Genomic DNA, 20,945 nt, shown 5'->3' with positions numbered 1-20,945 from the left:
GCGAAATACGGAAACACCATAACGCGCTGCAGTCGTAGCCCGGATGGAGCGCAGCGCAATCCGGGGCCAGCGTTCGTTGTTTCCCCGGATTTCGCTGCGCTCCATCCGGGCTACGAGTCACAATCCCAGATACGCCTTTCGCACATCCGGATTGACGCTGATCTCGGCCGCGCTGCCCTGCATCAGCACGCGGCCGGTCTGCAGGATGTAGGCGCGGTCGGCGATCTCCAAGCACTCCGACATCCGCTGCTCGACGATCAGCACGGTCATGCCGGCGTCGCGGATGCGTTTCACCGCCTGGAAGATTTCGTCGACCAGTTTTGGCATGATGCCCTGCGACGGCTCGTCGAGCATCAGCAGCCGCGGGCGCGTCATCAGGGCGCGGCCGATGGCGAGCATCTGCTGCTCGCCGCCGGAAAGCGTTTCGGCGCGCTGCTCCAGCCGCTCTTGCAGGCGCGGGAACAGCTTGAACACGAGATCGAGCGGCGCTTCGCGGTCGGCCTCGCCGCGATAGAGATAGCTGCCGAGCCTTAAATTGTCGCGCACCGACAGGCGCGGAAACAGCCGGCGGTTTTCCGGCACATAGGCGATGCCGCGCGAGGTGATGACGTGCTGCGCCATGCCGTCGATGCGGGTGCCGTCGAACGACACGGTGCCGGAGCGCGGACGTTCCGCGCCGGCGATCGATTTCAACAGCGTCGACTTGCCGGCGCCGTTGGCGCCGGCGACGCACACGACCTCGCCCTTTGCCACTTCGATCGAGACCGCCGAGATCGCGACCAGGCCCTGATAGGCGGTGGTGACTTCATGCACCGACAGCATGACGGTCTCCCAGATAGGCGGTGATGACTTTCGGATCGCGGACGACGTCGGCGGGCTTGCCCTCGACCAGCACCTTGCCGAGATCGAGCACGATGGCGCGGTCGACCAGCGGCATCACGATTTCCATGACGTGCTCGACCATCAGCACGGTGACGCCGGTGTCGCGCACCTTGCGCACCAGCTCGACGCCGGTCTTGGCCTCGACCGGTGTCAGCCCGGTGAGCACCTCGTCGAGCAGAAGGAGCTTCGGCTCGGTCGCCAGCGCCCGCGCCACTTCGAGCCGGCGCTTTTCGGAGGGCACCAGGTCGCTCGCCAGCACGTTGGCGCGCGGACCAAGGCCGCAGAATTCCAACACCTGATGCGCCTTGCGGCGGGCATCGCGCATCACGGTGGTGCGGACCAGCGCGCCGACGATGACGTTGTCAATGACGGTCATGGTCTCGAAACTTTTCACGACCTGGAAGGTGCGGCCGACGCCGCGCTGGCAGCGCTCGGCGGCCGGCAATGCGGTGACGTCCTCGCCGTCGAAGATGATCGAGCCTTGGGTCGGCGGCAGCACGCCCGCGATCAGGTTGAACAGCGTCGACTTCCCCGCGCCGTTCGGACCGATCAACCCGACGATCTCGCCGCGGCCGACCGAAATCGAGACGTCACTGTTGGCGATCAGGCCGCCAAAGCGCTGCCAGACGCCGCGGGTTTCCAGAAGAGGCGTCGTCATCGGACAGCCTCCTTGCGCTTGGACGAGAACAGTCCGGCGAAGTGTTTGAACGAGAACAGGCCGATCAGCCCCTGCGGCCGCGCCAGCGAGATCGCTATGATCAGGCCGCCATAGACGATCAGGTCGATACCTTTTCCGGAGCCGCCGACATAGGAGCGCGTTAATTCGGTGAGCGGGATCAGGATGACCGCGCCCAGCATCGGCCCCCACAGCGTGCCGATGCCGCCGAGCACCGCGGGCAGCGCCATCAGCAGCGAGAACTGAAAGCCCATCACGCTTTCAGGGTCGATATAGAAGACGTACTGCGCGTAGAAGCTGCCGCCGACTGCGACCAGGAATGCCGATACCGCCGCCGCGCCCATCTTGGAATTGAATACGACCACGCCGAGGCTTTCGGCGGCTTCCGGATTGTCCTTCACCGCGCGCCACCAGTAGCCCCATTTGGAATCCTCCAGCCACCAGGTGACGAACCAGGCGACGCAGGCCAGCGCCAGCGCAAAGTAGAAATACGGCAGCTTGCTGCGCGGGAACTGGAATTTCAGCCAGCTATCGCCACGCGCCGGGATTTCGATGCCCATCGCCGCACCAGCCCAGTCCCAGTTGTGAAACAGCAGCAGCCCGATCTCGGCAATGACGATGGTGGCGATGACGAAGTAATGTCCGCGCAGCCGGAAGCAGGGATAGCCGAGCGCCATCGCAATCAGCGCGGAGATCACGCCGCCGCCGAGCATGCCGAACCATGGCAGCACGCCGAACTTGGTGAACAGCAGCGCGGTGGTATAGGCGCCCAGCCCGAAATAGAGCGCATGGCCGAGCGAGATCTGGCCGCAATAGCCGGAAAGGATGTTCCAGCTTTGCGACAGCGCGCCCCACATCAGCGTCATCACCATCATGTTCTGGACGTAGGTGTCCTTGACGAACAGCGGGACTGTGGCCGCGATCGCGGCGAGGACAAAGGCGACGATGAGGTCGCGGCGGCGGCGTTCTGCGAAAGCGGTATCCATCACATCGATCCGAACAGGCCGCGCGGGCGGACAAAGACGACAAGGAGATAGACGGCGTAGATTCCGACCGCTTTCAGCGACGGCGGCAGCAACATGGCGGTCGTGGCTTCGACGAGGCCGACGATGATGCCGCCGGCGAAGGCGCCGAACACACTGCCGAAACCGCCGAGCGCCACCGTCACATAGGCGATCAGCGCAAAGGAAGCGCCGACATCGGGATAGATGTAGAAGAAGATCGCCATGATCGCGCCGGCGAGGCCCACCAGCGCCGCGCCGAGGCCCCACCCCAGCGCGAACACCTTGTTCTTGTCGATGCCGACCAGCGCCACCGCGCCGGCGTCCTCGCGGGTCGCTTCCAGTGCGCGGCCGAAATCGGTGCGGTTGATGAAGAGATAGAGCCCGCCGAATGCCGCGATCGCGACCAGCGCGCCGACCAGTTGCGGCACGGGCAGGAATATGCCGGCCACCGACACCGTCTTGCCGCCAAGCCATGAATGGGTGACGCTGCGATAATCCGGCGTGAAGAAATATTGCGTCAGGCCACGCATGACGATGGCCAAACCAAAGGTCGAGAAGATCTGCACCATGCCGGCATTGGCTTTCGCGCGGACGGCAAAGCGCACGATCAACAGATAGACCACGGCCCCGAACACGAACAGGGCGGCTGCGACCAGCGGTGCCGAAAGCAAGGGATCGATTGCGAAGAACACGAACAGGAAGAACGTCGCGTACATCGCGATCATCAGGAACTCGCCATGGGCGAAGTTCACGACGTCCATGAGGCCGAAGATCAGCGCGAGGCCGACGGCGATCAGGCCATAGAGCAGGCCCATGAGGAGCCCGCTGGCGAGGCTTTGGATGATGGCATCGGCTGTCATGAAAGTCGCTCCAGCCCGGAGGCCTTACTCTCGACGTTCGTCATTGCGAGCGCAGCGAAGCAATCCATTCTTTCCTCGTGCGACACGATCGATGGCTTCGTCGCTACGCTCCCTTGCGCAAACGCTTCGCGTTTGTCGCAGGCAATGACGGAGCGGGCGAAATTCCTTGTGTTAGTCATATCCCCCGCCCCCGCGTTGTCGGCTTATTTCATCGGCCAGACGGCTTCGGCGATGGCGGCCTGCGGCGGGAAGATGGTGACGAACTTGCCGCCGATATATTGCAGCAGCACCGGGTCGGCGTCGTTGTTCTGGCCGAGCTCGTCGAACTTGACGCGCTTCCAGGGCATGATGGTCTGCTCGCCCGGAATGTCGGTCGCGACCAGCGCCTCGCGGATCTTTTCGCCGTCGGTCGATTTGGCGCGGTTGATGGCGTCCGCCATCACCAAGAGCCCCATGAACTGGCGCGAGGTGAGGTCGTTGAAGTCCTTGCCCGACTTCTCCTTGAACATGGCGTTGATCTTGCCGACCATCGGCCGCTTGGCGGCGAGGTCGAGCGAGAAGCTGCCGCGCGAGATCACGCCTTCGAGCTTGTCGCCGACAGCGTCGTACAGCGCTTTTTCGGAGAAGCCGGCGTTCTGCGCCACGATCGCGTTCGGCTTGTAGCCGAGCTCGGCCATGGTTTTCACCAGCAGGATGCCGTCGGTGGTGTAACTCGAGGGCATCAAGACGTCGGCATTCGCCGTCTTGAGCTGTTGTACCTCAGCGGACAATGACGGCGAGTTGGAGCGGTACTTGATATCGGAGATGACCTTGTAGCCGCGCTCGGAGGCCAGCTTGAGCTGGGTGTTGGCGGAGTCGGTGCCGAAGATGGTGTCTTCGTGGAACAGCGACAGCGTGTCGATCTTGGTGCCCTTCTTCTTCATCGCATCGAAGAAGTTGAACATCGCAGCCGAGAACATCTCGTCATGCGGAGCGGCGCGGAAATAGAATTTGAGGCCGCGCTTGTGCAGGCTCGGCGAGGAATTATCCGCCGAGATGAACGGGACCTGGTAGCGCTCGCAGATCTGGCTGACGGTGACGGCGACCGCGCTCTGATAGGTACCGATCACGGCGCAGACCTTCTCCTGGGTGATCAGGCGCTCGGTCTCGGCGCGGCCCTTCTGCGGATCGGCCTGATGGTCGGCGAAGACGAGGCGGATCTTGGCGCCGCCGAGGCCGGGCAAGCCCTCGCCTTTCGCCAGCGGCAGATCGAAATCATGGTTCTTGTTGATGATGTCGAGCGCGGTCTCGAACGACTTCTGCGCATCGACGCCCATCTGCGCGCTGGCGCCGGAGAACGGATAGATCACGCCGATCACGACTTCGGACGTCTGCGCGCGGGCCGCGACAGATCCGAGTGCTGCGGCAGCAGTGGCTCCAAGCAGTACGTTACGGCGCGTGATGTTCATGACGATATCCTTTGCTGGATGGCGACTATCGATGAAACGGGCGAAGGTTACGGTAAAGCCTCTATGAGCAGCAGGACTGCATCAAAGCACGGCAAGCGATTTGTTCCTGAGATCGGTGACGAGCATCAATCCGGGCGCATGCGTGATCGCGAACGGCACCTTCGCGGCCTGGATGACCGATTGCGGGGTCACGCCGCACGCCCAGAACACCGGAATTTCGTCCACTTCGACCGGCACGGGATCGCCATAGTCGGGCTTGGCGAGGTCGGCGATGCCGATCGACTCAGGGAGACCGATATGAACCGGCGCCCCATGCACCGAGGGGAAACGCGAAGTGATCTGCACCGCACGGATCGCATTCGCCGGCTTGAACGGCCGCATCGTCACCACCATCGGTCCGGCAAAGGGACCCGCGGGGCTGCAGGCGATATTGGTGCGGTACATCGGCACGCGCACATCGCGCTCGATATGGCGGATCGGCAGACCTTCCTCCAGCAGTGCTTCCTCGAAGGAGAACGAGCAGCCGAGCACGAAGGCAACGAGATCATCGCGCCAATGCGCCATGATGTCGGTCGGCTCCTCCACGACTTCACCGTCGCGCCAGATGCGATAGCGCGGCAGGTCGGTGCGGATATCGAGGTCGATGCCGAGCGCGGGAATGCGGGGGTCACCGACGTCGGACATGCCGATGATCGGGCACGGCTTGGGATTGAGCTGGCAGAAGCGGTGAAAAGCGCCCGCGAGTTTTTCCGGCAGGATTACGAGGTTGCCCTGGACGAAACCGTTGGCAACGCCCGCGGTGTGATGGGCCATACCGTTGCGGCAGGCATGACGGGCCGCGACACTCGGCGATAAATCCGCCGTATCCTGACCGGGCCGTTCCGTCCTCGCCAAGCTGGTCATCGTTGTCCCCGCTTCCATTCTTGTCGACATCTACTCCCGCATATGGCTATGATAATGTCTAATCGTCTTTTCTAATCAAGTTCAATAAAACAGAATTATCGATCTGCGGGCAGAGGGTGCATGACTGATTTCAAGGCAATTGAGACCTTCATGTGGGTAGTGACGCTCGGCAGCTTTCGCGGCGCGGCCCAGAAGCTCAACACCACCCAGCCCGCGATCTCGCAGCGGATCGCCCAGCTCGAACGCGAAGTCGGCGTGCGGCTGCTGCAGCGCGACCGCCGCATGGTGTTGCCGACGCCCAGCGGACGGCAATTGATGGTCTATGCCGAGAAGCTGATCGGGCTGCGCTCTGAAATGCTCGCTGTCGTCGGCGATCGCTCGGCGATGCGCGGCGTGCTGCGGCTCGGCGTCGCCGAAACCATCGTGCACACCTGGCTGTCGCAACTGATCAAGAGCGTCAACCACGCCTATCCCAACCTCTCGCTCGAAATCGAGGTCGACATCACCTCGAACCTGCGGACGCGCCTTTTGGCGCAGGAGATCGAACTCGCCTTCCTGCTCGGGCCCTTGACGGCGCCGAGCGTCAGCAACCGCGTGCTGTGCGATTATCCCGTCGGCTTCCTCGCCAGCCCCTCCCTCGGGCTCGGCACCCGCCAGTTGACGGTGCATGATCTGGCGAAATTTCCGATCATCACCTTTCCGCGCAAGACGCCGCCCTATGAGGTGGTGCGCTCGCTGTTCAACCGGCCGGACCTGCCGCCGATGCGCCTGCACGCCAGCGCCTCGATCGCGACCGTCATTCACATGGCGATCGAAGGCCTCGGCATTGCCGTGATTCCGACCGCGATCGTCGAAAGCGAAATGACCGATGGACGGCTGCAATTGCTGTCGACCGATGTGCAACTGCCAAAGCTGACGTTTTCGGCGAGCTGGCTGGCCTCGCCGGATACCGTCGCCGTGGAACGCGTAGCCGAGCTTGCCGCAAATCTGGCGCGGGGTGGCGTCATTGTTGACGGGCCGCCGCAGGCGCGTCATTGAAAATGATCGAAAGAATGAACAAGCGCCTGCCCACCTGATCCCGGAATAATGCATGACCAAGATCGGATCCAACCTGCAAATCGATTCCGCCCGGCTGTGGGGCACGATTCACGAAACCGCCAAATTCGGCGCCACCCCGAAAGGCGGTGTGCGACGGCTGACGCTGGGGCCCGAGGACAAGCAGGTGCGCGACTGGTTCCGGAACGCCTGCGAGGCCGCAGGGCTGGAGGTACATGTCGACACGCTGGGCTCCATGTTCGGCGTGCGCAAGGGCCGGGATATGTCGAGAGCTCCGATTGGACTGGGCTCGCATCTCGATACGCAGCCGACCGGCGGCAAATATGACGGCGTGCTCGGCACGCTGGCGGCGCTGGAAGTGGTGCGCACACTCAACGATGCCGGGATCGAAACCGAGATGCCGATCTGCATCTGCAACTGGACCAATGAGGAAGGCTCGCGGTTTGCGCCGGCGATGATGGCGTCCGCCGCCTATGTCGGCGATTTCACCACTGATGACATTTTGTCACGCAAGGACGCCGAGGGCGTCACCGTGGCGCAGGCGCTCGACAGCATCGGCTATCGCGGCGATCGCCCGGTAGGAACGCAGAAATTCTCGGGCTTCGTCGAACTGCATATCGAACAGGGTCCGATCCTGGAGGCCGAGAACAAGACCATCGGCGTGGTCGATTCCGGCCAGGGTGTGCTGTGGTACGATGGCAAGATCACCGGCTTCGAGAGCCATGCCGGCTCGACACCGATGCCGCTGCGGCGCGACGCGCTGGCGACGCTGTCGGAAATCGTGCTGGCGATGGAAGCAATAGCAAAGAAGCATGGTCCCAAGGCCGTCGGCACGATCGGCGAGGCCGTGATCGCCAATCCCTCACGCAACGTGATTCCTGGCGAGATCGCCTTCACCGTGGATTGCCGCAGCGCCGATGCCGCGATCATGGATGCGCTGGATAAGGATCTGCGCGCCGCAATTGCCGAGATCGCGGCACGGCGCAAGGTCGAGGTCCAGTTCGATCTGATCTGGCGCAAGCCGCCGACGCATTTCGATCCCAAGCTGGTGGATGCGGTAGAGAGTGCCGCAAAGATGCTCGGCTATTCCCATCGCCGCATCACCTCCGGCGCCGGCCACGATGCCTGCAACCTCAACACCGTGATGCCGACAGCGATGGTGTTCGTGCCCTGCAAGGACGGCATCAGCCACAACGAACTGGAAGACGCCACCCAGGCCGATTGCGCGGCGGGCGCCAACGTGCTGATGCATACCGTGCTGGCGCTGGCCGGCGTCGCATCCTGATATCAAAACAAGAAATGGGGGGAATGCCCATGCGCGGAGTTTTTGTCGACGCCAATGAATCGCTCGCCGTGATCTTCGAGCGACTGGAACAGCCCGGCGATCCCAAGGTGCGGATCAACCGCGATCCTGATATCAGCCCGGAGCAATATCCTGAGATCCTCGACGGCGCCGAAATCGCCATCGTCGATCACACGGCGCTGCCGACTGCTGTTGCAAAAAAGTGCGCCGGACTGAAGCACGTCGTTTTTCTCGGCACCGGCGCACGCAGCTACATGAATCCCGAAGAGCTCGCCGAGACCGGCATCCATGTGCACCTGATCAAGGGCTATGGTGATACTGCGGTGGCCGAATGCGCCATCGCGCTGATGTGGGAAGGCGCGCGCGGCCTCGCAAAGATGGACCGCGGCATCCGCGCCGGCAACTGGCTGCGCGACGATGGCATGCAACTGACCGGCAAGACGCTCGGCCTGATCGGCTTCGGCGGCATTGCTGCCGAAGTCGCGCGCATTGCGCTCGGCTCCGGCATGCGGGTGATCGCCTGGAACCGATCGCCGAAGAAATATCCCAAGGTCGAGTTCCTCGATTACGATGAAGTGCTGACCGAGAGCGACGTGGTCTCGATCCATCTGCTCCTGAACGACGAGACGCGCGGCATGATCTCGCGCGCCTGCATCGAGGGGATGAAACCCGGCGTGATCCTCGTCAACACGGCGCGCAGCGCCATCGTCGATGAGGAGGCGATGATCGACGCGCTGAAGTCCGGCCAGATCCGCCATGCCGGCCTCGACGTCTTCAACATCGAGCCGCTGCCGGCGGATCATCCGCTGACGAAACTCGACAACGTGACACTCTCGGCGCATTCGGCGTTCCGCACGCCGGAGGCGAGCGAGAATTTGATGAGCGCGGCGTGGGAGCATTGCCGGCGGATTGCGAAGGGGAAATAGTCCGTTCGTTTTGAACGATGGCGGCGCTTTCGCGACATCAAGGACGGTTCGGCGGGGCTCCGCTTGAAATCAAACGCTCACTCAAATAAGTGGGCCTTCACTCGAAATCCTGGCCATGGAGGCCGCTGGTGGAATCGGAACGATATTTTGCCGGCGGCATCACTGTCGTTCTCGCCGATGGATCGCGTGTGCCTGCCAGACTAACTGCAGACGAAGTCTACGCGGAAGGTAAAGAGATCTATCGAATTTCCCTCGAACAGGGCACTGAAGTAAGAACGGTCAAGTCCGGAGTGGACTTCTTTGAAGCGTTGAAGCAACTCCGGCAGGAGCTGGAAAAGACCGGTGCATTGCTCTATTGCTTTGGCGCCAGCGAGGATGTTTATCCCTCCGGAATGCAGAGATCGATGGGGCCAGCGGTTCTCGCTTACAAGATGCGCATCGGCTTCCCGGCTTCACGACAGGATATTGTCAGCATCTTTGAAGCTGATGAAACGGTTGTTCCAGCTACAGTCGAGCAACAGGAGCGCTTTCATCGCAGATGGATCGATAGCCTGCTTAACTCGGCGCAGAAGCAATGAATCCAGAGCCAGATGGTCATCAGGAACGATGATGTGAGATGGATCGCTGAGCGACTGGCCCTTGGTCGCGAAACCCGGCATGGCCGGACGATGGAGGAAAAATAGCCGCGCCGTCCCGGCCGTTTTGAACCGGTCCGCGCGATCGCACGACAACAGGGCGCGGCCTGGTAAGAGGCCGCCCTGCTCGCTCAGGCCATCCCGGGGTTTGCATGCTGTCACGTTTCAAGATACCGCTGTTCAATCGAGGGGCAGATACTGCGAATTCCTTTGAGCGGCGGCTGGCCATCTACCAAGGCGAACTCGACGAACCCGAATTCACCTCCCGCGATCCCGGCGACCGTCGTATCGACGTTCACGCCTTCGGCCGGGATTTTGTGCCGGATTGCGAAGAGGGTTCGGATGAAGGCTACGTTCTTCTGACCAACGGCATGAGCGAGCAGCGCATGGCCGTACCGGATCAAGCCAAGGAGGCAAAGGCATGCGCCGAGCTGATGTGGTACGTCCGCGAAGGAACGACGGAGATTTGCAGCAACCTGCGCTGGCTCGCTTCGGTGCCGTTCATCGACAACACCTGGTTCGGGTTCGGGCACCGTGTGCCCATGCCGGCGCCGCCTGTCCGGTGTACGGACTTCAAGACCTTCCTGTTCCTCACGCCGATCATCGCCCCTGATCAACGCATCGCGGAGCAGCTTTCGATCGCGGGGGACCCGGTGGAAATCCTGACCGTCAACCTGATCTCCGACCGCGAATACGCGCTGATCAAGAACGAAGGCCTCGACGCGTTTTTGGATCTGCTCGACGAGAACGATTACCCGCCGATCTTCGATCCGTCGCGAAAATCGTATGTTTAGTTTTCACGACGCGTAGGGTAGGCAAAGGCGCATTAGCGCCGTGCCCACCATATGTCTCAAATCGCACGATGAATGGTGGGCACGCTTTGCTTTGCCCACCCTACGGGTCTTCCGTCATTGCGAGCGGAGCGAAGCAATCCATTTCGCCGCTTTCCGAGAGATGGATTGCTTCGTCGCTTCGCTCCTCGCAATGACGAGGAGTCCTAATCCACCATCTCCGCCACCGCCTTGCCGCACGCCGTGGTATCTGCATTGCCGCCGAGATCGCGTGTGCGGAGCGTACGTTCGCCGAGGGTGCGCTCGATGGCGCCGACGATGGATTCTGCGGCGTCTTTCTCGCCGAGATGCTCCATCATCATCGCGCCGGACCAGATCATGCCGATCGGATTGGCGATCCCCTGCCCCGCGATATCGGGCGCCGAGCCATGCACCGGCTCGAACACGGACGGAAAATTGCCTTCCGGGTTGATGTTGCCCGACGGCGCGATGCCGATGGTGCCGGTGCAGGCCGGCCCGAGATCGGAGAGGATGTCGCCGAACAGGTTGGAGCCGACCACGACGTCGAACCAGTCCGGATGCAGCACGAAATTCGCGGTGAGGATGTCGATATGGTACTTGTCCCACTTCACGCCCGGATACTTCTTCGCCATCGCCTCCACGCGCTCGTCCCAATAGGGCATCGTGATCGAGATGCCGTTGGACTTGGTCGCCGAAGTCAAATGCTTCTTCGGCCGCGACTGCGCGAGCTCAAACGCGAATTTCAGGATGCGGTCGACGCCGGTCCGCGTCATCACCGTCTGTTGCGTGACGAATTCGCGGTCGGTATCTGGGAACATGCGGCCGCCGACGGAGGAATATTCGCCCTCGGTATTCTCGCGCACCACCCAGAAATCGATATCGCCGGGCTTGCGGTTGGCGAGCGGCGACGGCACGCCGGGCATCAGCCGCACGGGGCGCAAATTGACGTACTGGTCAAACTCGCGACGGAACTTGATCAGCGAGCCCCACAGGGAGACGTGATCCGGGATTTTCGCGGGCCAGCCGACTGCGCCGAAATAGATCGCGTCATGCTTGCCGATCTGCGCCTTCCAATCCTCCGGCATCATCTCGCCGTGCTTCTCGTAATAGTCCCAGGAGGCGAAATCGAAATGATCGAATTGCACGGAGATCCCGTGCTTTTTCCCTGCCGCCTCCAGCACGCGCAGCCCCTCCGGCATCACTTCCTTGCCGATGCCGTCGCCGGGAATGACCGCGACCCGATATTGTTTCTTGGCGCTGCTCATCGAGAGTTTCCTTGTTACCTTTGCTGAGCCGGCTAATGCCGCTTATTTGGTTGCCATGCAATGGACCAAACCTGCCGCTTGCGCAACGCTGCACTGCAATGTTGACCGTCATGGCGCCCCAAGCCTAACAATTTGTGGCCTCCTCTTCCTGCCTCCCTCACCGAAGCGAGAATTCCCATGGATCTGCACCTGCGCGGCCAGCGTGTCCTGATTACCGGCGCCTCCAAGGGCATTGGCGCGGCCGCGGCCGAAGCCTTTGCCGAAGAGGGAGCCGACGTCATGCTGGCCGCCCGCAACGGCGAACAGCTCAAGGCGCTGGCCGAGCGGCTGCGCTCGGCGCACCAGATCAGCGCAACCGCACATGTTGTCGACTTGCGCAAGGGCGAGGACATCGCGCGGCTCGTCAAGGACGCCGCCGATATCGACATCCTCGTCAACAATGCCGGCGACATTCCGGGCGGCTCGATCGACAAGATCGACGAGGCGACCTGGCGGCACGCTTGGGAGCTGAAAGTGTTCGGCTACATCAATCTCACCCGGGCGATCTACGCGCAGATGAAGGCGCGAGGACACGGCGTCATCGTCAACGACATCGGCGCTGCCGGCGAAAAGTTCGATGCCAATTATATATGCGGCAGTGCCGGCAATGCCGCGCTGATGGCGTTCACCCGCGCGCTCGGCGGCAAGAGCCTCGCCGACAATATCCGCGTGGTCGGCATCAATCCCGGACCGGTCGGCACCGACCGTCACGTGACGCTGCTGAAGACGCGTGCCAGGAACCAGTTCGGCGACGAAAATCGATACAGGGAATTCCAGAAGGGCATGCCGCTCGGCCGGCCCGCCCATGCGCGCGAGATCGGTGATCTCATGGCGTTCCTGGCCTCGGACCGGTCGGGGTATACGTCGGGGGTGATCTTTACGGTGGACGGCGGACATTCCTCGGGGTGGGGTTAGCGCCCAATCGTTCCACCGTCATTGCGAGCGAAGCGAAGCAATCCATCCCTCCACGCATGCGGAAAGATGGATTGCTTCGTCGCTTCGCTCCTCGCAATGACGGGGACACTTAACCTGTCGTGCGCTCAAATAACTGCCGGATCAGCGTTGTGATCCTGCCCTTCGGCGACATCATCTCGTACATGATGGTGAAATGGTTCGAATCGGGAATTTCCTCATACGTCACCGGCAATCCATATCGCGCGCGGTGGCCGGCGAAATCGGCGGTCTGCTTGCGCAGCAGCGGCAACTCGGCGCTGCCGACGACCAGTGACAGCGGCTTCGACGGGCCGCCTTCCTGCATCATCGGCGAGTTGCGACGCGACGTCGCCTCGTCGGCGCGCAGCTTCTCGTTGAGATAGGAATGGCGGATCGGTTCGAGGTCGTAGATGCCTGAGATCGCCATGCCCGCCCTCACCTTCGGGTGTGACAGCGCCATCGACGTCAGGTGCCCGCCGGCGGACCAGCCTGACACCACGATGCCACTGGCAGCAGCGCCAAGCGTCGGCAGTTGTCCGGTGAGGAAGTCGATACCGGTGTGGATTTCGGCGACGATTTCATCCAGCGTCGCCTCTGGCGCCAGCGTGTAGCCGATCAACGCCACATTGATGCCGTGCGCCATCGGGCCCTCGGCAACGATCGTGAAAACCTCCTTGGAGCGCGCCTGCCAGTAGCCGCCGTGGATAAATAGCAGCGTCGGCGCGCCGTCGGCGGCTTTCAGGAAATCGATCCGGGTGCGGTCGCGCGGGCCGTAGCGGAGATCGATGTGCTCCGCGTAACGCTTGCGCATCTCGGCAGAACGCTGCGCCCAGCCTGCGACCATCTCGACGCTGCCGGGCACGGCAACGCCATTATTAAGGCCGAGGTCGCGCTCCTGCTGGCTCATCGCGCGCCAGTCCAGAGCAGAAAACAACGTCGTCATGCAATATCTCCGATCGGCCACAACTTTGGTGCGTTTCCACTTTGCCGGAAAATGTTCTACAGCACCATCTGCGACGGACAAACGGAAACGCGTGGGAGATAGCGAAGTGGCTGATCAAGAGTTGGTGCGGGAGACGGCGGTTGCCATTGTCGGCAAGCTGAAATCGGGCGAAGTCACCCCGCTCGACCTGCTCGATGTGCTCGAAAAACGCATCGCCGAAGTCGACGGCAAGGTCAACGCGCTGCCGACGCTATGCTTCGACCGTGCCCGTAAGCACGCCAACGAGCTGATGAAGAAGCCAGCCGGCGAGCGCGGCCTGCTCGCCGGGCTTCCGATCCCGATCAAGGACCTGACCAGTGTCGCCGGCGTCCTGACCACGCAGGGCTCGCCGATCTACAAGGATACGATCCCCACCAAGTCAGACCTTCTGGTCGAGCATCTCGAGAACAATGGCGGGGTGATCTACGCCAAGTCGAACACCCCGGAATTCGGCGCCGGCGCCAACACCTTCAACGAAGTGTTCGGCCCAACCCGCAATCCATGGGACACGTCGCGCTCCGCCGCCGGCTCCTCGGGCGGCGCAGCGGTGGCGCTCGCGACCGGCACGGCGTGGCTGGCGCATGGCTCCGACATGGGCGGGAGCTTGCGCAACCCCGCCAGCTTCTGCGGCATCGTCGGATTGCGGCCAAGCATCGGCCGCGTCGCGCATACGGTAGCCGCAGCAGTCGATCGCAATCTCGGCGTCCAGGGTCCGATGGCGCGCAATGTCGAAGACGTCGCGCTGCTGCTCGACGCCATGAGCGGCGAGCATCGCGGCGATCCGCTCTCGCTGCCGGTGCTGCCGACGTCGTTTCTCTCCGCCGCGCGTTCCGGCAGCAAGCCGAAGCGCGTCGCCTATTCGCCCGATCTCGGCATCACGCCGGTCGATCCCGAAGTCGCCGCCGTCACCCGGAAGGCGGCACAGCGTTTTGCGGAAGCTGGCGCCATCGTCGAGGAGGCCCATCCGGACCTGCGCGAGGCCCACGAATGTTTCCACGTCCTGCGCGCCTTCGACTTCGCGCTCTCCAGGGCGGCACTGCTGCGCACCAAGCGCGACCTGCTCAAGCCGGAAGTGATCTGGAATATCGAGGAAGGCCTCAAGCTGACGGTCGAGCAGCTCGAACGCGCCGAAGCGCAGCGCGTCGCCATGACCGCGCGCACGCTGGAATTTTTCGACAAATACGATCTTTTGCTCGCGCCTGCGACCATCGTGCCGCCCTTCCCGGTCGAGAACCGCTACGTCGCCGAATGCGCCGGCAAGAAGTTCGACAATTACATCGAGTGGCTCGGCATCGTCTATGCGATCACGCTGGTGTGTTGTCCCGCGCTGTCGCTGCCCTGCGGCTTCACCGCTTCCGGCCTACCGGTCGGACTGCAGGTGGTGGCGCCGCCGCGCGGTGAGGCTCAATTGCTCGCCGGCGCCAAGGTGCTGGAGGATATTCTGGGCCTGCGCGGCACCACGCCGATCGACCCAAGGGCGCCCAAGTAAGCGCGATTGTCAGAGCAACGGCTCCATCCGGCCCAGCGTTCTCCGTTTTGTGATCGGGGAACCCGGCATAGGCCGTCGTCGTTTCCGGCTGTTGTGCGTGACGAATTGATCCGGAACAAGGGGATCGTAGATCGCCCTTGGAGACGGATCATGACCGATCAAGCCATCAAATCTGCCGACGATCATTTTGACCTCCGGGACGTGGAGCGGCGGGTCAAGGCGATCTTCATCGGCTCGATCGGTAACCTCGTCGAATGGTACGATTTCTACGCCTACACCGCGTTCGCGCTGTATTTCGCGCCGGCCTTTTTTCCGAACAGCGATCCTGTCGTACAGCAGCTCAACGCCGCGGTTCTGTTTGCGGCAACGTTCCTGATGCGCCCGCTTGGCGGCTGGCTGTTCGGCTTCATCGCCGACCGCTATGGCCGGCGGCTGTCGCTGACGCTTTCCGTCGTCTGCATGTGTTTTGGCTCGCTGATCATCGCGGTGACGCCGACTTATGCCACCATCGGCATCGCCGCCCCCGCCATTCTGGCGCTGGCGCGCATCATCGAGGGCTTGAGCCTCGGCGGCGAGTACGGCGCCAGCGCCACCTATCTCACCGAAGTCGCCAACCCCGAACACCGCGGCTTCTATTCGAGCTTTCAATACGTCACGCTGATCGGCGGCCAGCTCACGGCGATCATGGTGCTGTTGCTGCTGCAAAAGGTGTTTTTGACACCGGAGCAACTAAAGGATTGGGGCTGGCGAATCCCCTTCGTGATCGGCGCGCTGCTCGCGATCTTCGCCGCCGTCATGCGGCGCAACCTGCACGAAACCGAAGCATTCGAGGAAGCCAAGAAAGTGACAAAACCAACCGGCTCGATCCGCGGCCTCTTGAAATATCCGCGCGAATTGTTGCTGGTGGTCGGCCTTACCGCCGGCGGCACGGCAGCGTTCTATACCTTCACCACCTACATGCAGACCTTCGTCAAACTGTCCGTCGGCCTCACCGAGGACCAGAGCACGTTTGTGATCTTCGGCTCGCTGATCTTCGCGACCGTGCTGCAGCCGATCTATGGCGGCCTGTCCGATCGTATCGGCCGCAAGCCGCTGCTGATTTTCTTCGGCGTCATGGGCACACTGGCGACGGTCCCGATCCTGACCACGCTGAAAGACACCAAATCGCCGTTCACCGCCTTCCTGCTGATCTGCGCCGCCTGGATTTTCGTCGCCGGCTATACCTCGATCAACGCCGTGGTGAAGGCCGAATTATTCCCGACCAATGTCCGCGCGCTCGGCGTCGGCCTGCCCTATGCCATCACGGTATCGCTGTTCGGCGGCACCGCGCCCGCCGTAGCGCTCTATTTCAAGACATTGGGGCATGAGGACTGGTTCTATTATTATCTCAGCGGCATGATCTTCCTCTCGCTCCTTATCTATGCGACCATGCGCGACACCAAACATGCGTCCGCAATGCATCGCCACGAGTGACTGTTTCAGGTGACTGTTTAAGATATGGCCAACGAAAACGAGCCGCCGCCGGAGAGCAAGCTGACGCGCAGCAAGGAGCGCTGGGCGCGCGAGGGGAAATTTCTCACCGGCAAGATTTCGCGACCTGAGGACCAGCGATTGCCGCCGGGCCAGCACTTGACCAGGGACTGGCCGACGCTCGATCTCGGGCTTACGCCGAGCATTTCGCGCGAGCGCTGGCGGCTCGATGTATACGGCGCAGTCGAGCATCCGCTGTTCTGGGATTTTGCGCAGTTTTCTGCGCAGGCACAAAGCAAGTTCGTATCGGACATCCACTGCGTCACGACTTGGTCGCGCTACGACAATCAGTGGGAAGGGCTCGCGACCCGCGATCTGCTCGACGCCTGCCGGCCACGCGAGGAGGCCCGCTTCGTGGTGCTGCATTCCCATGACGGCTACACTACCAATCTGGCGCTGGAAGACTTTGCCGCCGAGGACGCGATCCTCGTTCATAGCTGGTCGGGCGCGCCGCTGGAGCAAGAGCATGGCGGCCCGGTGCGCCTCGTTGTGCCGCATCTCTATTTCTGGAAAAGCGCGAAGTGGCTGCAGAGCATCGAATTTCTTGTAGAGGATGCGCCGGGCTATTGGGAAGTCCGCGGTTACCACAATCGCGGTGATCCCTGGGCCGAGCAGCGTTACTCTGGCGACTAGACCTAACGCTTTAGGGGAGAACATCCGTGCCGCACGAACGCTTTCAATTCACCGGTGAAGGCGGCCATCAGCTCGCCGCCGCCCTGGACACACCGGACGGACCTATTCGCGCCTACGCGCTGTTTGCGCACTGCTTCACTTGCGGCAAGGACGTATTGGCGGCCAAGCGCATCGCAACCGCGCTCGCCGCAAAGGGCATCGCCGTGCTGCGGTTCGACTTTACCGGCCTCGGCTCCAGCGAGGGCGAGTTCGCCAACTCGACCTTTACGTCCAACGTCGCCGACCTCGTCCGCGCCGCTGATCATCTGCGCGAAACACGCGGCGCACCTGCGATTCTGATCGGGCACAGCCTCGGTGGCGCAGCGATCCTCGCGGCGGCAGGAAAAATCCCGGATGCGAAAGCTGTCGTGACGATCGCGGCCCCCTCCGATCCCGTGCATGTCACGCATCTGTTCAAGGATCGCATCGAGGACATCCGCAAGCATGGCAAGGTCGAAGTTCAGCTTGCCGGCCGGCCGTTCCATATCAAGCGCGAATTCCTCGATGATGTCGCTGAACACAGCCTGATGTCCCACATCACCAAGCTGCACAAGGCGCTGCTGATCATGCATTCGCCGACCGACGACACCGTGGGGATCGACAATGCCACGAACATTTTCGTGGCAGCCAAGCATCCCAAGAGTTTCGTTTCGCTGTCGGGCACGGATCATCTGTTGAGTGGCAAGCAGGACGGCGCCTATGTCGCTGGCGTGATCGCCTCCTGGGTCGAGCGCTATATCGAGCCCGCCGCCGTCCAGCCGGCCGCGGTCCCGAGCGAGACGCCACGCCACGTCGTGGTGCGGGAAACCCGCAACAGCAAATTCCAGCAGACTGTGACAACGGGCCCGCACCAGATGCTGGCGGACGAGCCGGTTGCCGCCGGCGGCCAGGACAGCGGACCGGGACCGTATGATTTCCTGCTCGCAGGCCTTGGCGCCTGCACCTCGATGACGATGCGGATGTATGCCGACCGCAAGTCGCTACCGCTCGACCGCGTTACCGTGACGCTCAAACACAGCAAGATTCACGCGAAGGATTGCGCCGAATGCGAAACCCGCGAGGGCATGCTGGATCAGATCGACCGCATCATCTCGATTGAGGGCAGCACGCTGGATGCCGACCAGCGCGCGCGGCTGATGGAGATCGCCGACAAGTGCCCGGTGCACCGGACGCTGACGTCGGAGATCCGGATCGTGACGCAGGCGGCGGATTAGGCCGCGGCCAGCGGGCGGACGCGCAGTGCGCCGCGCAAGCCCGCGGCAGTGCCGACGAGAATGCCGGCGAAGGCAAGCAGCGACGCCAGCGCCAGGGTGGAGAATCCGGTCAGGCCCTGCCCGATCGAGCAGCCGAACGCCATCACGCCGCCCGCCCCCATCAGCGCCGCACCGCCACCGGAGCGCAGCATGTGGCGCGGCGACTGAAAGCCCTCGAGCTGAAAACGCCCGGTCAGCAGCGCGGTCGCAAGACTGCCGGCGAACACGCCGAACACCGTGACAATGCCGAAATTCAGCGTCGAGCCCGTCGACAGCATGACGTATTGCAGCGCGTCTGCGATCGGCGCGATGAAGGTGAGCGAGGTCACCGGCACGGGATTGAAATCGTCGGCGCCGAGATAGCCGGTGGCAAACCAACCGCCTGCCACCAACAGGCCGATCACGAGGCCCGCGGCGATCTGGCCCGGCGAGCGCCGGAATGCCGGATGCGCAAAGGCGAAGATGATCAGCGCGGCCGAGATGATCGACGCGGCCAGCATGCGCGCGGCTGTAGCGCTCAAGCCTGCGCTAGCCAGCAAGGCCGGCACCGAGTTCGCATTTGTCGTCGTCTGTGACGCGCCGACCATCGCGATGCGCGACGGCGCGATCAAGCCCTTCAGCGTCATCTGGGCGAAAATCGCCAGCACGACCACCACCACGAAGGAACGGAGGTTGCCGCGCCCGAGCAGCACCAGCGCGCGCGAGCCGCAGCCGTTCGACAGCACCATGCCGTAGCCGAACAACAGCCCGCCGAAGAACATCACCGGCGCAGAGAACGACGGCTGCAGATAGATCGACTTGCCAATATCGACAAACCCGCCCGCGGCCAGCAACTGCGTCATGACAACCGCCACGCCGATCGCCAGCGCATAGGTGCGCACCAGCCGGCCGTCGCCTTCGGCCCAGAAACCCCTGAGGCTGCTGAGCAGGCAGAACCCGCTTAGCAATCCCACCGATCCATAGACGAGGCCGATGAGCAATCCGCTGATGACGACAATATTGGCGCTGTCCAGCACTGGCGTTTCCCTGTTCCTTCGCGGCCGCTCCAGCCGTCACCGCTCAAATAGGAAGCAATTTCAGCGGTTGCTAATATGTTGGAAAGGGACGCACGTCCACGGACTAACGATCCGGAGAATGAATCGATCGCCGGGATCGCCGACAGCAGAACAAAATCGTTGCATGCGATTGTAGAACGGCAGATTGTTCCCCATGAAAAATGGCGGAATCCCGCGATTCCGGCAAATGCCTGACTTCAAGGCCGCAAAATCACCCGGTCCCGCGACGAGCCGGCCACCGCGATGAAGGCAGCCTTCGCCTGTTCCAGCGGATAGATCGCCGCCCGTTTGATCGGGAACGGCTTGAGGTGGCCGCCGGCGAAGCCGGGAGCGAGTTCACGCAGCACCGTCCCGGTCGCGACCGACGACAGGCCGAGCGTATCGATGCCCACATACGTGTGCTGGCCGCGATAGAACTCCAGAATGTTGAACTGCACGATCCGGTCGACGGCGGCGATCAGGATCTGGCGTCCGCGCAAGGCCAGCGACTGGTGCGCGGCCTGGAAATATGGATCGCCGACCGTATTGAACACGATATCGGCACCCTTGCCACCCGTGAGCCCACGCACGCGTGCCGCAACATCGGTGATGGAGGCGTCGATAACTTCAACTTTCGAATTGGAGTGGCCCTCATACGGCTCGTTCTTGCGCACGACACCGATCACCCGCGCGCCGTGCCAGTTCGCGATCTGCGTCGCCGCCTGCCCGACCTTGCCGTTGACGCCCATCACCAGCACGGTCTCGCCGGCTTTCGGAATGCCGGCGCGGCGCAAGCCTTCCATGGCGGTGACAAAGGGCACGCCGATGCCGGCGGCCTCCTCCCATGAAATGCTTTTCGGCTTCTCCACCACGGCGTCGGCTTCGACCACGAGATGCGTGGCATGCGTGCCGTCCCGGCGAATGCCGAGATCGCCGGAGGAGCCGAACACCTCGCGTCCGATCCACGCCTCGGGCCCGTCGATCACGACGCCCGCATAGTCGCGGCCCGGCGTGCGCGGGAATACGGCATAGGGCATCAGCCCGGTCGCAGCCTTCACGTCGGATGGATTGACGGCGGCGGCCTTCAGCTCGATGAGCAGATCATTTTCGCCGCGCGACAGCGCGTGCGTCTCGATGACCGGCGCGAGCGACGCGGCATCGCCTGCCTTCGCCGGCAGGCGGACACAGCGCGCCTGGACCTTGGCAGATCGAACATCGGGCTTCTCGGCAAATGACATCAGGC

The 20,945-nt window shown here is 62.7% G+C and carries 20 protein-coding genes; 10 read left to right on the top strand and 10 right to left on the bottom strand.

All coding sequences use genetic code 11. The features are described from left to right. Nucleotides 1-117: 117 nt before the first annotated feature. The 6 genes from ACH79_RS22265 to ACH79_RS22240 form a co-directional block, all read right to left on the bottom strand. Entirely contained in the window at nt 118-822 is a 705-nt protein-coding gene (locus ACH79_RS22265; RefSeq protein ID WP_161852914.1) for an ABC transporter ATP-binding protein, read from the bottom strand. Beyond that, nucleotides 806-1,540: an ABC transporter ATP-binding protein gene (locus tag ACH79_RS22260; RefSeq protein ID WP_161852913.1), complete on the bottom strand. Its 735-nt coding sequence runs from the start codon at nt 1,538-1,540 to the stop codon at nt 806-808. The genes ACH79_RS22265 and ACH79_RS22260 overlap by 17 nt, the downstream gene beginning before the upstream one ends. After that, nucleotides 1,537-2,544 (bottom strand): branched-chain amino acid ABC transporter permease, encoded by a 1,008-nt coding sequence (locus tag ACH79_RS22255; protein ID WP_161852912.1) that lies wholly within the window; start codon nt 2,542-2,544, stop codon nt 1,537-1,539. Before ACH79_RS22255 ends, ACH79_RS22260 begins: the two co-directional genes overlap by 4 nt. Then, nucleotides 2,544-3,422 (bottom strand): branched-chain amino acid ABC transporter permease, encoded by an 879-nt coding sequence (locus tag ACH79_RS22250; protein ID WP_057863375.1) that lies wholly within the window; start codon nt 3,420-3,422, stop codon nt 2,544-2,546. The genes ACH79_RS22255 and ACH79_RS22250 overlap by 1 nt, the downstream gene beginning before the upstream one ends. Nucleotides 3,423-3,625: 203 nt before the next feature. Further along, nucleotides 3,626-4,870, bottom strand: coding sequence for an ABC transporter substrate-binding protein (locus ACH79_RS22245; protein WP_161852911.1), 1,245 nt, complete (start codon nt 4,868-4,870; stop codon nt 3,626-3,628). Between the two features lie 81 nt (nt 4,871-4,951). Next, a complete protein-coding gene (locus tag ACH79_RS22240) occupies nt 4,952-5,773 on the bottom strand; it encodes a putative hydro-lyase (protein WP_161852910.1) in 822 nt (273 codons plus the stop codon). Between the two features lie 120 nt (nt 5,774-5,893). On the opposite strand from ACH79_RS22240, the gene ACH79_RS22235 reads away from it, so the two are divergent. The 5 genes from ACH79_RS22235 to ACH79_RS22220 all read left to right on the top strand — a co-directional run bounded on the left by ACH79_RS22235 (nt 5,894) and on the right by ACH79_RS22220 (nt 10,487). Continuing rightward, nucleotides 5,894-6,811 carry a LysR family transcriptional regulator gene (locus ACH79_RS22235; RefSeq protein ID WP_161852909.1) on the top strand — a complete coding sequence of 306 codons (918 nt, stop codon included), beginning with the start codon at nt 5,894-5,896 and terminating at the stop codon, nt 6,809-6,811. Between the two features lie 52 nt (nt 6,812-6,863). Further along, a complete protein-coding gene (locus ACH79_RS22230) occupies nt 6,864-8,114 on the top strand; it encodes a Zn-dependent hydrolase (RefSeq protein ID WP_161852908.1) in 1,251 nt (416 codons plus the stop codon). A 29-nt stretch (nt 8,115-8,143) separates the two neighbouring features. Next, nucleotides 8,144-9,058 (top strand): NAD(P)-dependent oxidoreductase, encoded by a 915-nt coding sequence (locus tag ACH79_RS22225; RefSeq protein ID WP_161852907.1) that lies wholly within the window; start codon nt 8,144-8,146, stop codon nt 9,056-9,058. 128 nt (nt 9,059-9,186) lie between these two features. Continuing rightward, entirely contained in the window at nt 9,187-9,636 is a 450-nt protein-coding gene (locus ACH79_RS43080; protein ID WP_202639365.1) for a hypothetical protein, read from the top strand. A gap of 209 nt (nt 9,637-9,845) precedes the next feature. Continuing rightward, nucleotides 9,846-10,487: a suppressor of fused domain protein gene (locus tag ACH79_RS22220; protein ID WP_161852906.1), complete on the top strand. Its 642-nt coding sequence runs from the start codon at nt 9,846-9,848 to the stop codon at nt 10,485-10,487. A gap of 203 nt (nt 10,488-10,690) precedes the next feature. Here the strand turns inward: ACH79_RS22220 and ACH79_RS22215 are convergent, their stop codons facing one another. Beyond that, nucleotides 10,691-11,770, bottom strand: a complete 1,080-nt coding sequence (locus ACH79_RS22215; RefSeq protein ID WP_161852905.1) for a tartrate dehydrogenase — start codon at nt 11,768-11,770, stop codon at nt 10,691-10,693. 177 nt (nt 11,771-11,947) lie between these two features. On the opposite strand from ACH79_RS22215, the gene ACH79_RS22210 reads away from it, so the two are divergent. Beyond that, nucleotides 11,948-12,724 (top strand): SDR family oxidoreductase, encoded by a 777-nt coding sequence (locus ACH79_RS22210; protein ID WP_161852904.1) that lies wholly within the window; start codon nt 11,948-11,950, stop codon nt 12,722-12,724. 109 nt (nt 12,725-12,833) lie between these two features. Here ACH79_RS22210 and ACH79_RS22205 read toward each other — a convergent pair whose 3' ends face one another. Next, nucleotides 12,834-13,685, bottom strand: coding sequence for an alpha/beta hydrolase (locus tag ACH79_RS22205; RefSeq protein WP_161852903.1), 852 nt, complete (start codon nt 13,683-13,685; stop codon nt 12,834-12,836). A 106-nt stretch (nt 13,686-13,791) separates the two neighbouring features. Between ACH79_RS22205 and ACH79_RS22200 the strand changes: the two genes are divergently transcribed. The 4 genes from ACH79_RS22200 to ACH79_RS22185 all read left to right on the top strand — a co-directional run bounded on the left by ACH79_RS22200 (nt 13,792) and on the right by ACH79_RS22185 (nt 18,629). Beyond that, on the top strand, nt 13,792-15,213 hold the full coding sequence (locus tag ACH79_RS22200) for an amidase (RefSeq protein ID WP_246738064.1): 1,422 nt from the start codon (nt 13,792-13,794) through the stop codon (nt 15,211-15,213). A gap of 150 nt (nt 15,214-15,363) precedes the next feature. Then, on the top strand, nt 15,364-16,686 hold the full coding sequence (locus ACH79_RS22195; RefSeq protein ID WP_161852901.1) for an MFS transporter: 1,323 nt from the start codon (nt 15,364-15,366) through the stop codon (nt 16,684-16,686). A gap of 24 nt (nt 16,687-16,710) precedes the next feature. Beyond that, nucleotides 16,711-17,376 carry a sulfite oxidase-like oxidoreductase gene (locus ACH79_RS22190; protein WP_161852900.1) on the top strand — a complete coding sequence of 222 codons (666 nt, stop codon included), beginning with the start codon at nt 16,711-16,713 and terminating at the stop codon, nt 17,374-17,376. 26 nt (nt 17,377-17,402) lie between these two features. Then, nucleotides 17,403-18,629, top strand: coding sequence for a bifunctional alpha/beta hydrolase/OsmC family protein (locus tag ACH79_RS22185; RefSeq protein WP_161852899.1), 1,227 nt, complete (start codon nt 17,403-17,405; stop codon nt 18,627-18,629). Here the strand turns inward: ACH79_RS22185 and ACH79_RS22180 are convergent. Beyond that, nucleotides 18,626-19,684, bottom strand: coding sequence for a YeeE/YedE family protein (locus ACH79_RS22180; protein ID WP_202639014.1), 1,059 nt, complete (start codon nt 19,682-19,684; stop codon nt 18,626-18,628). The genes ACH79_RS22185 and ACH79_RS22180 overlap by 4 nt on opposite strands. A gap of 236 nt (nt 19,685-19,920) precedes the next feature. After that, on the bottom strand, nt 19,921-20,940 hold the full coding sequence (locus ACH79_RS22175) for a zinc-binding alcohol dehydrogenase family protein (RefSeq protein ID WP_161852898.1): 1,020 nt from the start codon (nt 20,938-20,940) through the stop codon (nt 19,921-19,923). Nucleotides 20,941-20,945 lie beyond the last annotated feature (5 nt).

Origin of the sequence: Bradyrhizobium sp. CCBAU 051011 (genome assembly GCF_009930815.1) — a bacterium.
Taxonomy (GTDB): Bacteria; Pseudomonadota; Alphaproteobacteria; order Rhizobiales; family Xanthobacteraceae; genus Bradyrhizobium.
Note: the sequence above shows the minus strand (reverse complement) of the source record. Positions and strands in the feature narration are given on the sequence as shown.

Bases quoted from the DNA above. Each gene is read 5' to 3' on its own strand.
- ACH79_RS22210 (WP_161852904.1), top strand. From the start codon at position 11,948: ATGGATCTGCACCTGCGCGGCCAGCGTGTCCTGATTACCGGCGCCTCC.
- ACH79_RS22205 (WP_161852903.1), bottom strand. From the start codon at position 13,685: ATGACGACGTTGTTTTCTGCTCTGGACTGGCGCGCGATGAGCCAGCAG.
- ACH79_RS22260 (WP_161852913.1), bottom strand. From the start codon at position 1,540: ATGACGACGCCTCTTCTGGAAACCCGCGGCGTCTGGCAGCGCTTTGGC.
- ACH79_RS22175 (WP_161852898.1), bottom strand. From the start codon at position 20,940: ATGTCATTTGCCGAGAAGCCCGATGTTCGATCTGCCAAGGTCCAGGCG.
- ACH79_RS22195 (WP_161852901.1), top strand. From the start codon at position 15,364: ATGACCGATCAAGCCATCAAATCTGCCGACGATCATTTTGACCTCCGG.
- ACH79_RS22235 (WP_161852909.1), top strand. From the start codon at position 5,894: ATGACTGATTTCAAGGCAATTGAGACCTTCATGTGGGTAGTGACGCTC.
- ACH79_RS22215 (WP_161852905.1), bottom strand. From the start codon at position 11,770: ATGAGCAGCGCCAAGAAACAATATCGGGTCGCGGTCATTCCCGGCGAC.
- ACH79_RS22265 (WP_161852914.1), bottom strand. From the start codon at position 822: ATGCTGTCGGTGCATGAAGTCACCACCGCCTATCAGGGCCTGGTCGCG.
- ACH79_RS22225 (WP_161852907.1), top strand. From the start codon at position 8,144: ATGCGCGGAGTTTTTGTCGACGCCAATGAATCGCTCGCCGTGATCTTC.
- ACH79_RS22190 (WP_161852900.1), top strand. From the start codon at position 16,711: ATGGCCAACGAAAACGAGCCGCCGCCGGAGAGCAAGCTGACGCGCAGC.
- ACH79_RS22240 (WP_161852910.1), bottom strand. From the start codon at position 5,773: ATGACCAGCTTGGCGAGGACGGAACGGCCCGGTCAGGATACGGCGGAT.
- ACH79_RS22230 (WP_161852908.1), top strand. From the start codon at position 6,864: ATGACCAAGATCGGATCCAACCTGCAAATCGATTCCGCCCGGCTGTGG.
- ACH79_RS22245 (WP_161852911.1), bottom strand. From the start codon at position 4,870: ATGAACATCACGCGCCGTAACGTACTGCTTGGAGCCACTGCTGCCGCA.
- ACH79_RS22220 (WP_161852906.1), top strand. From the start codon at position 9,846: ATGCTGTCACGTTTCAAGATACCGCTGTTCAATCGAGGGGCAGATACT.
- ACH79_RS22250 (WP_057863375.1), bottom strand. From the start codon at position 3,422: ATGACAGCCGATGCCATCATCCAAAGCCTCGCCAGCGGGCTCCTCATG.
- ACH79_RS22255 (WP_161852912.1), bottom strand. From the start codon at position 2,544: ATGGATACCGCTTTCGCAGAACGCCGCCGCCGCGACCTCATCGTCGCC.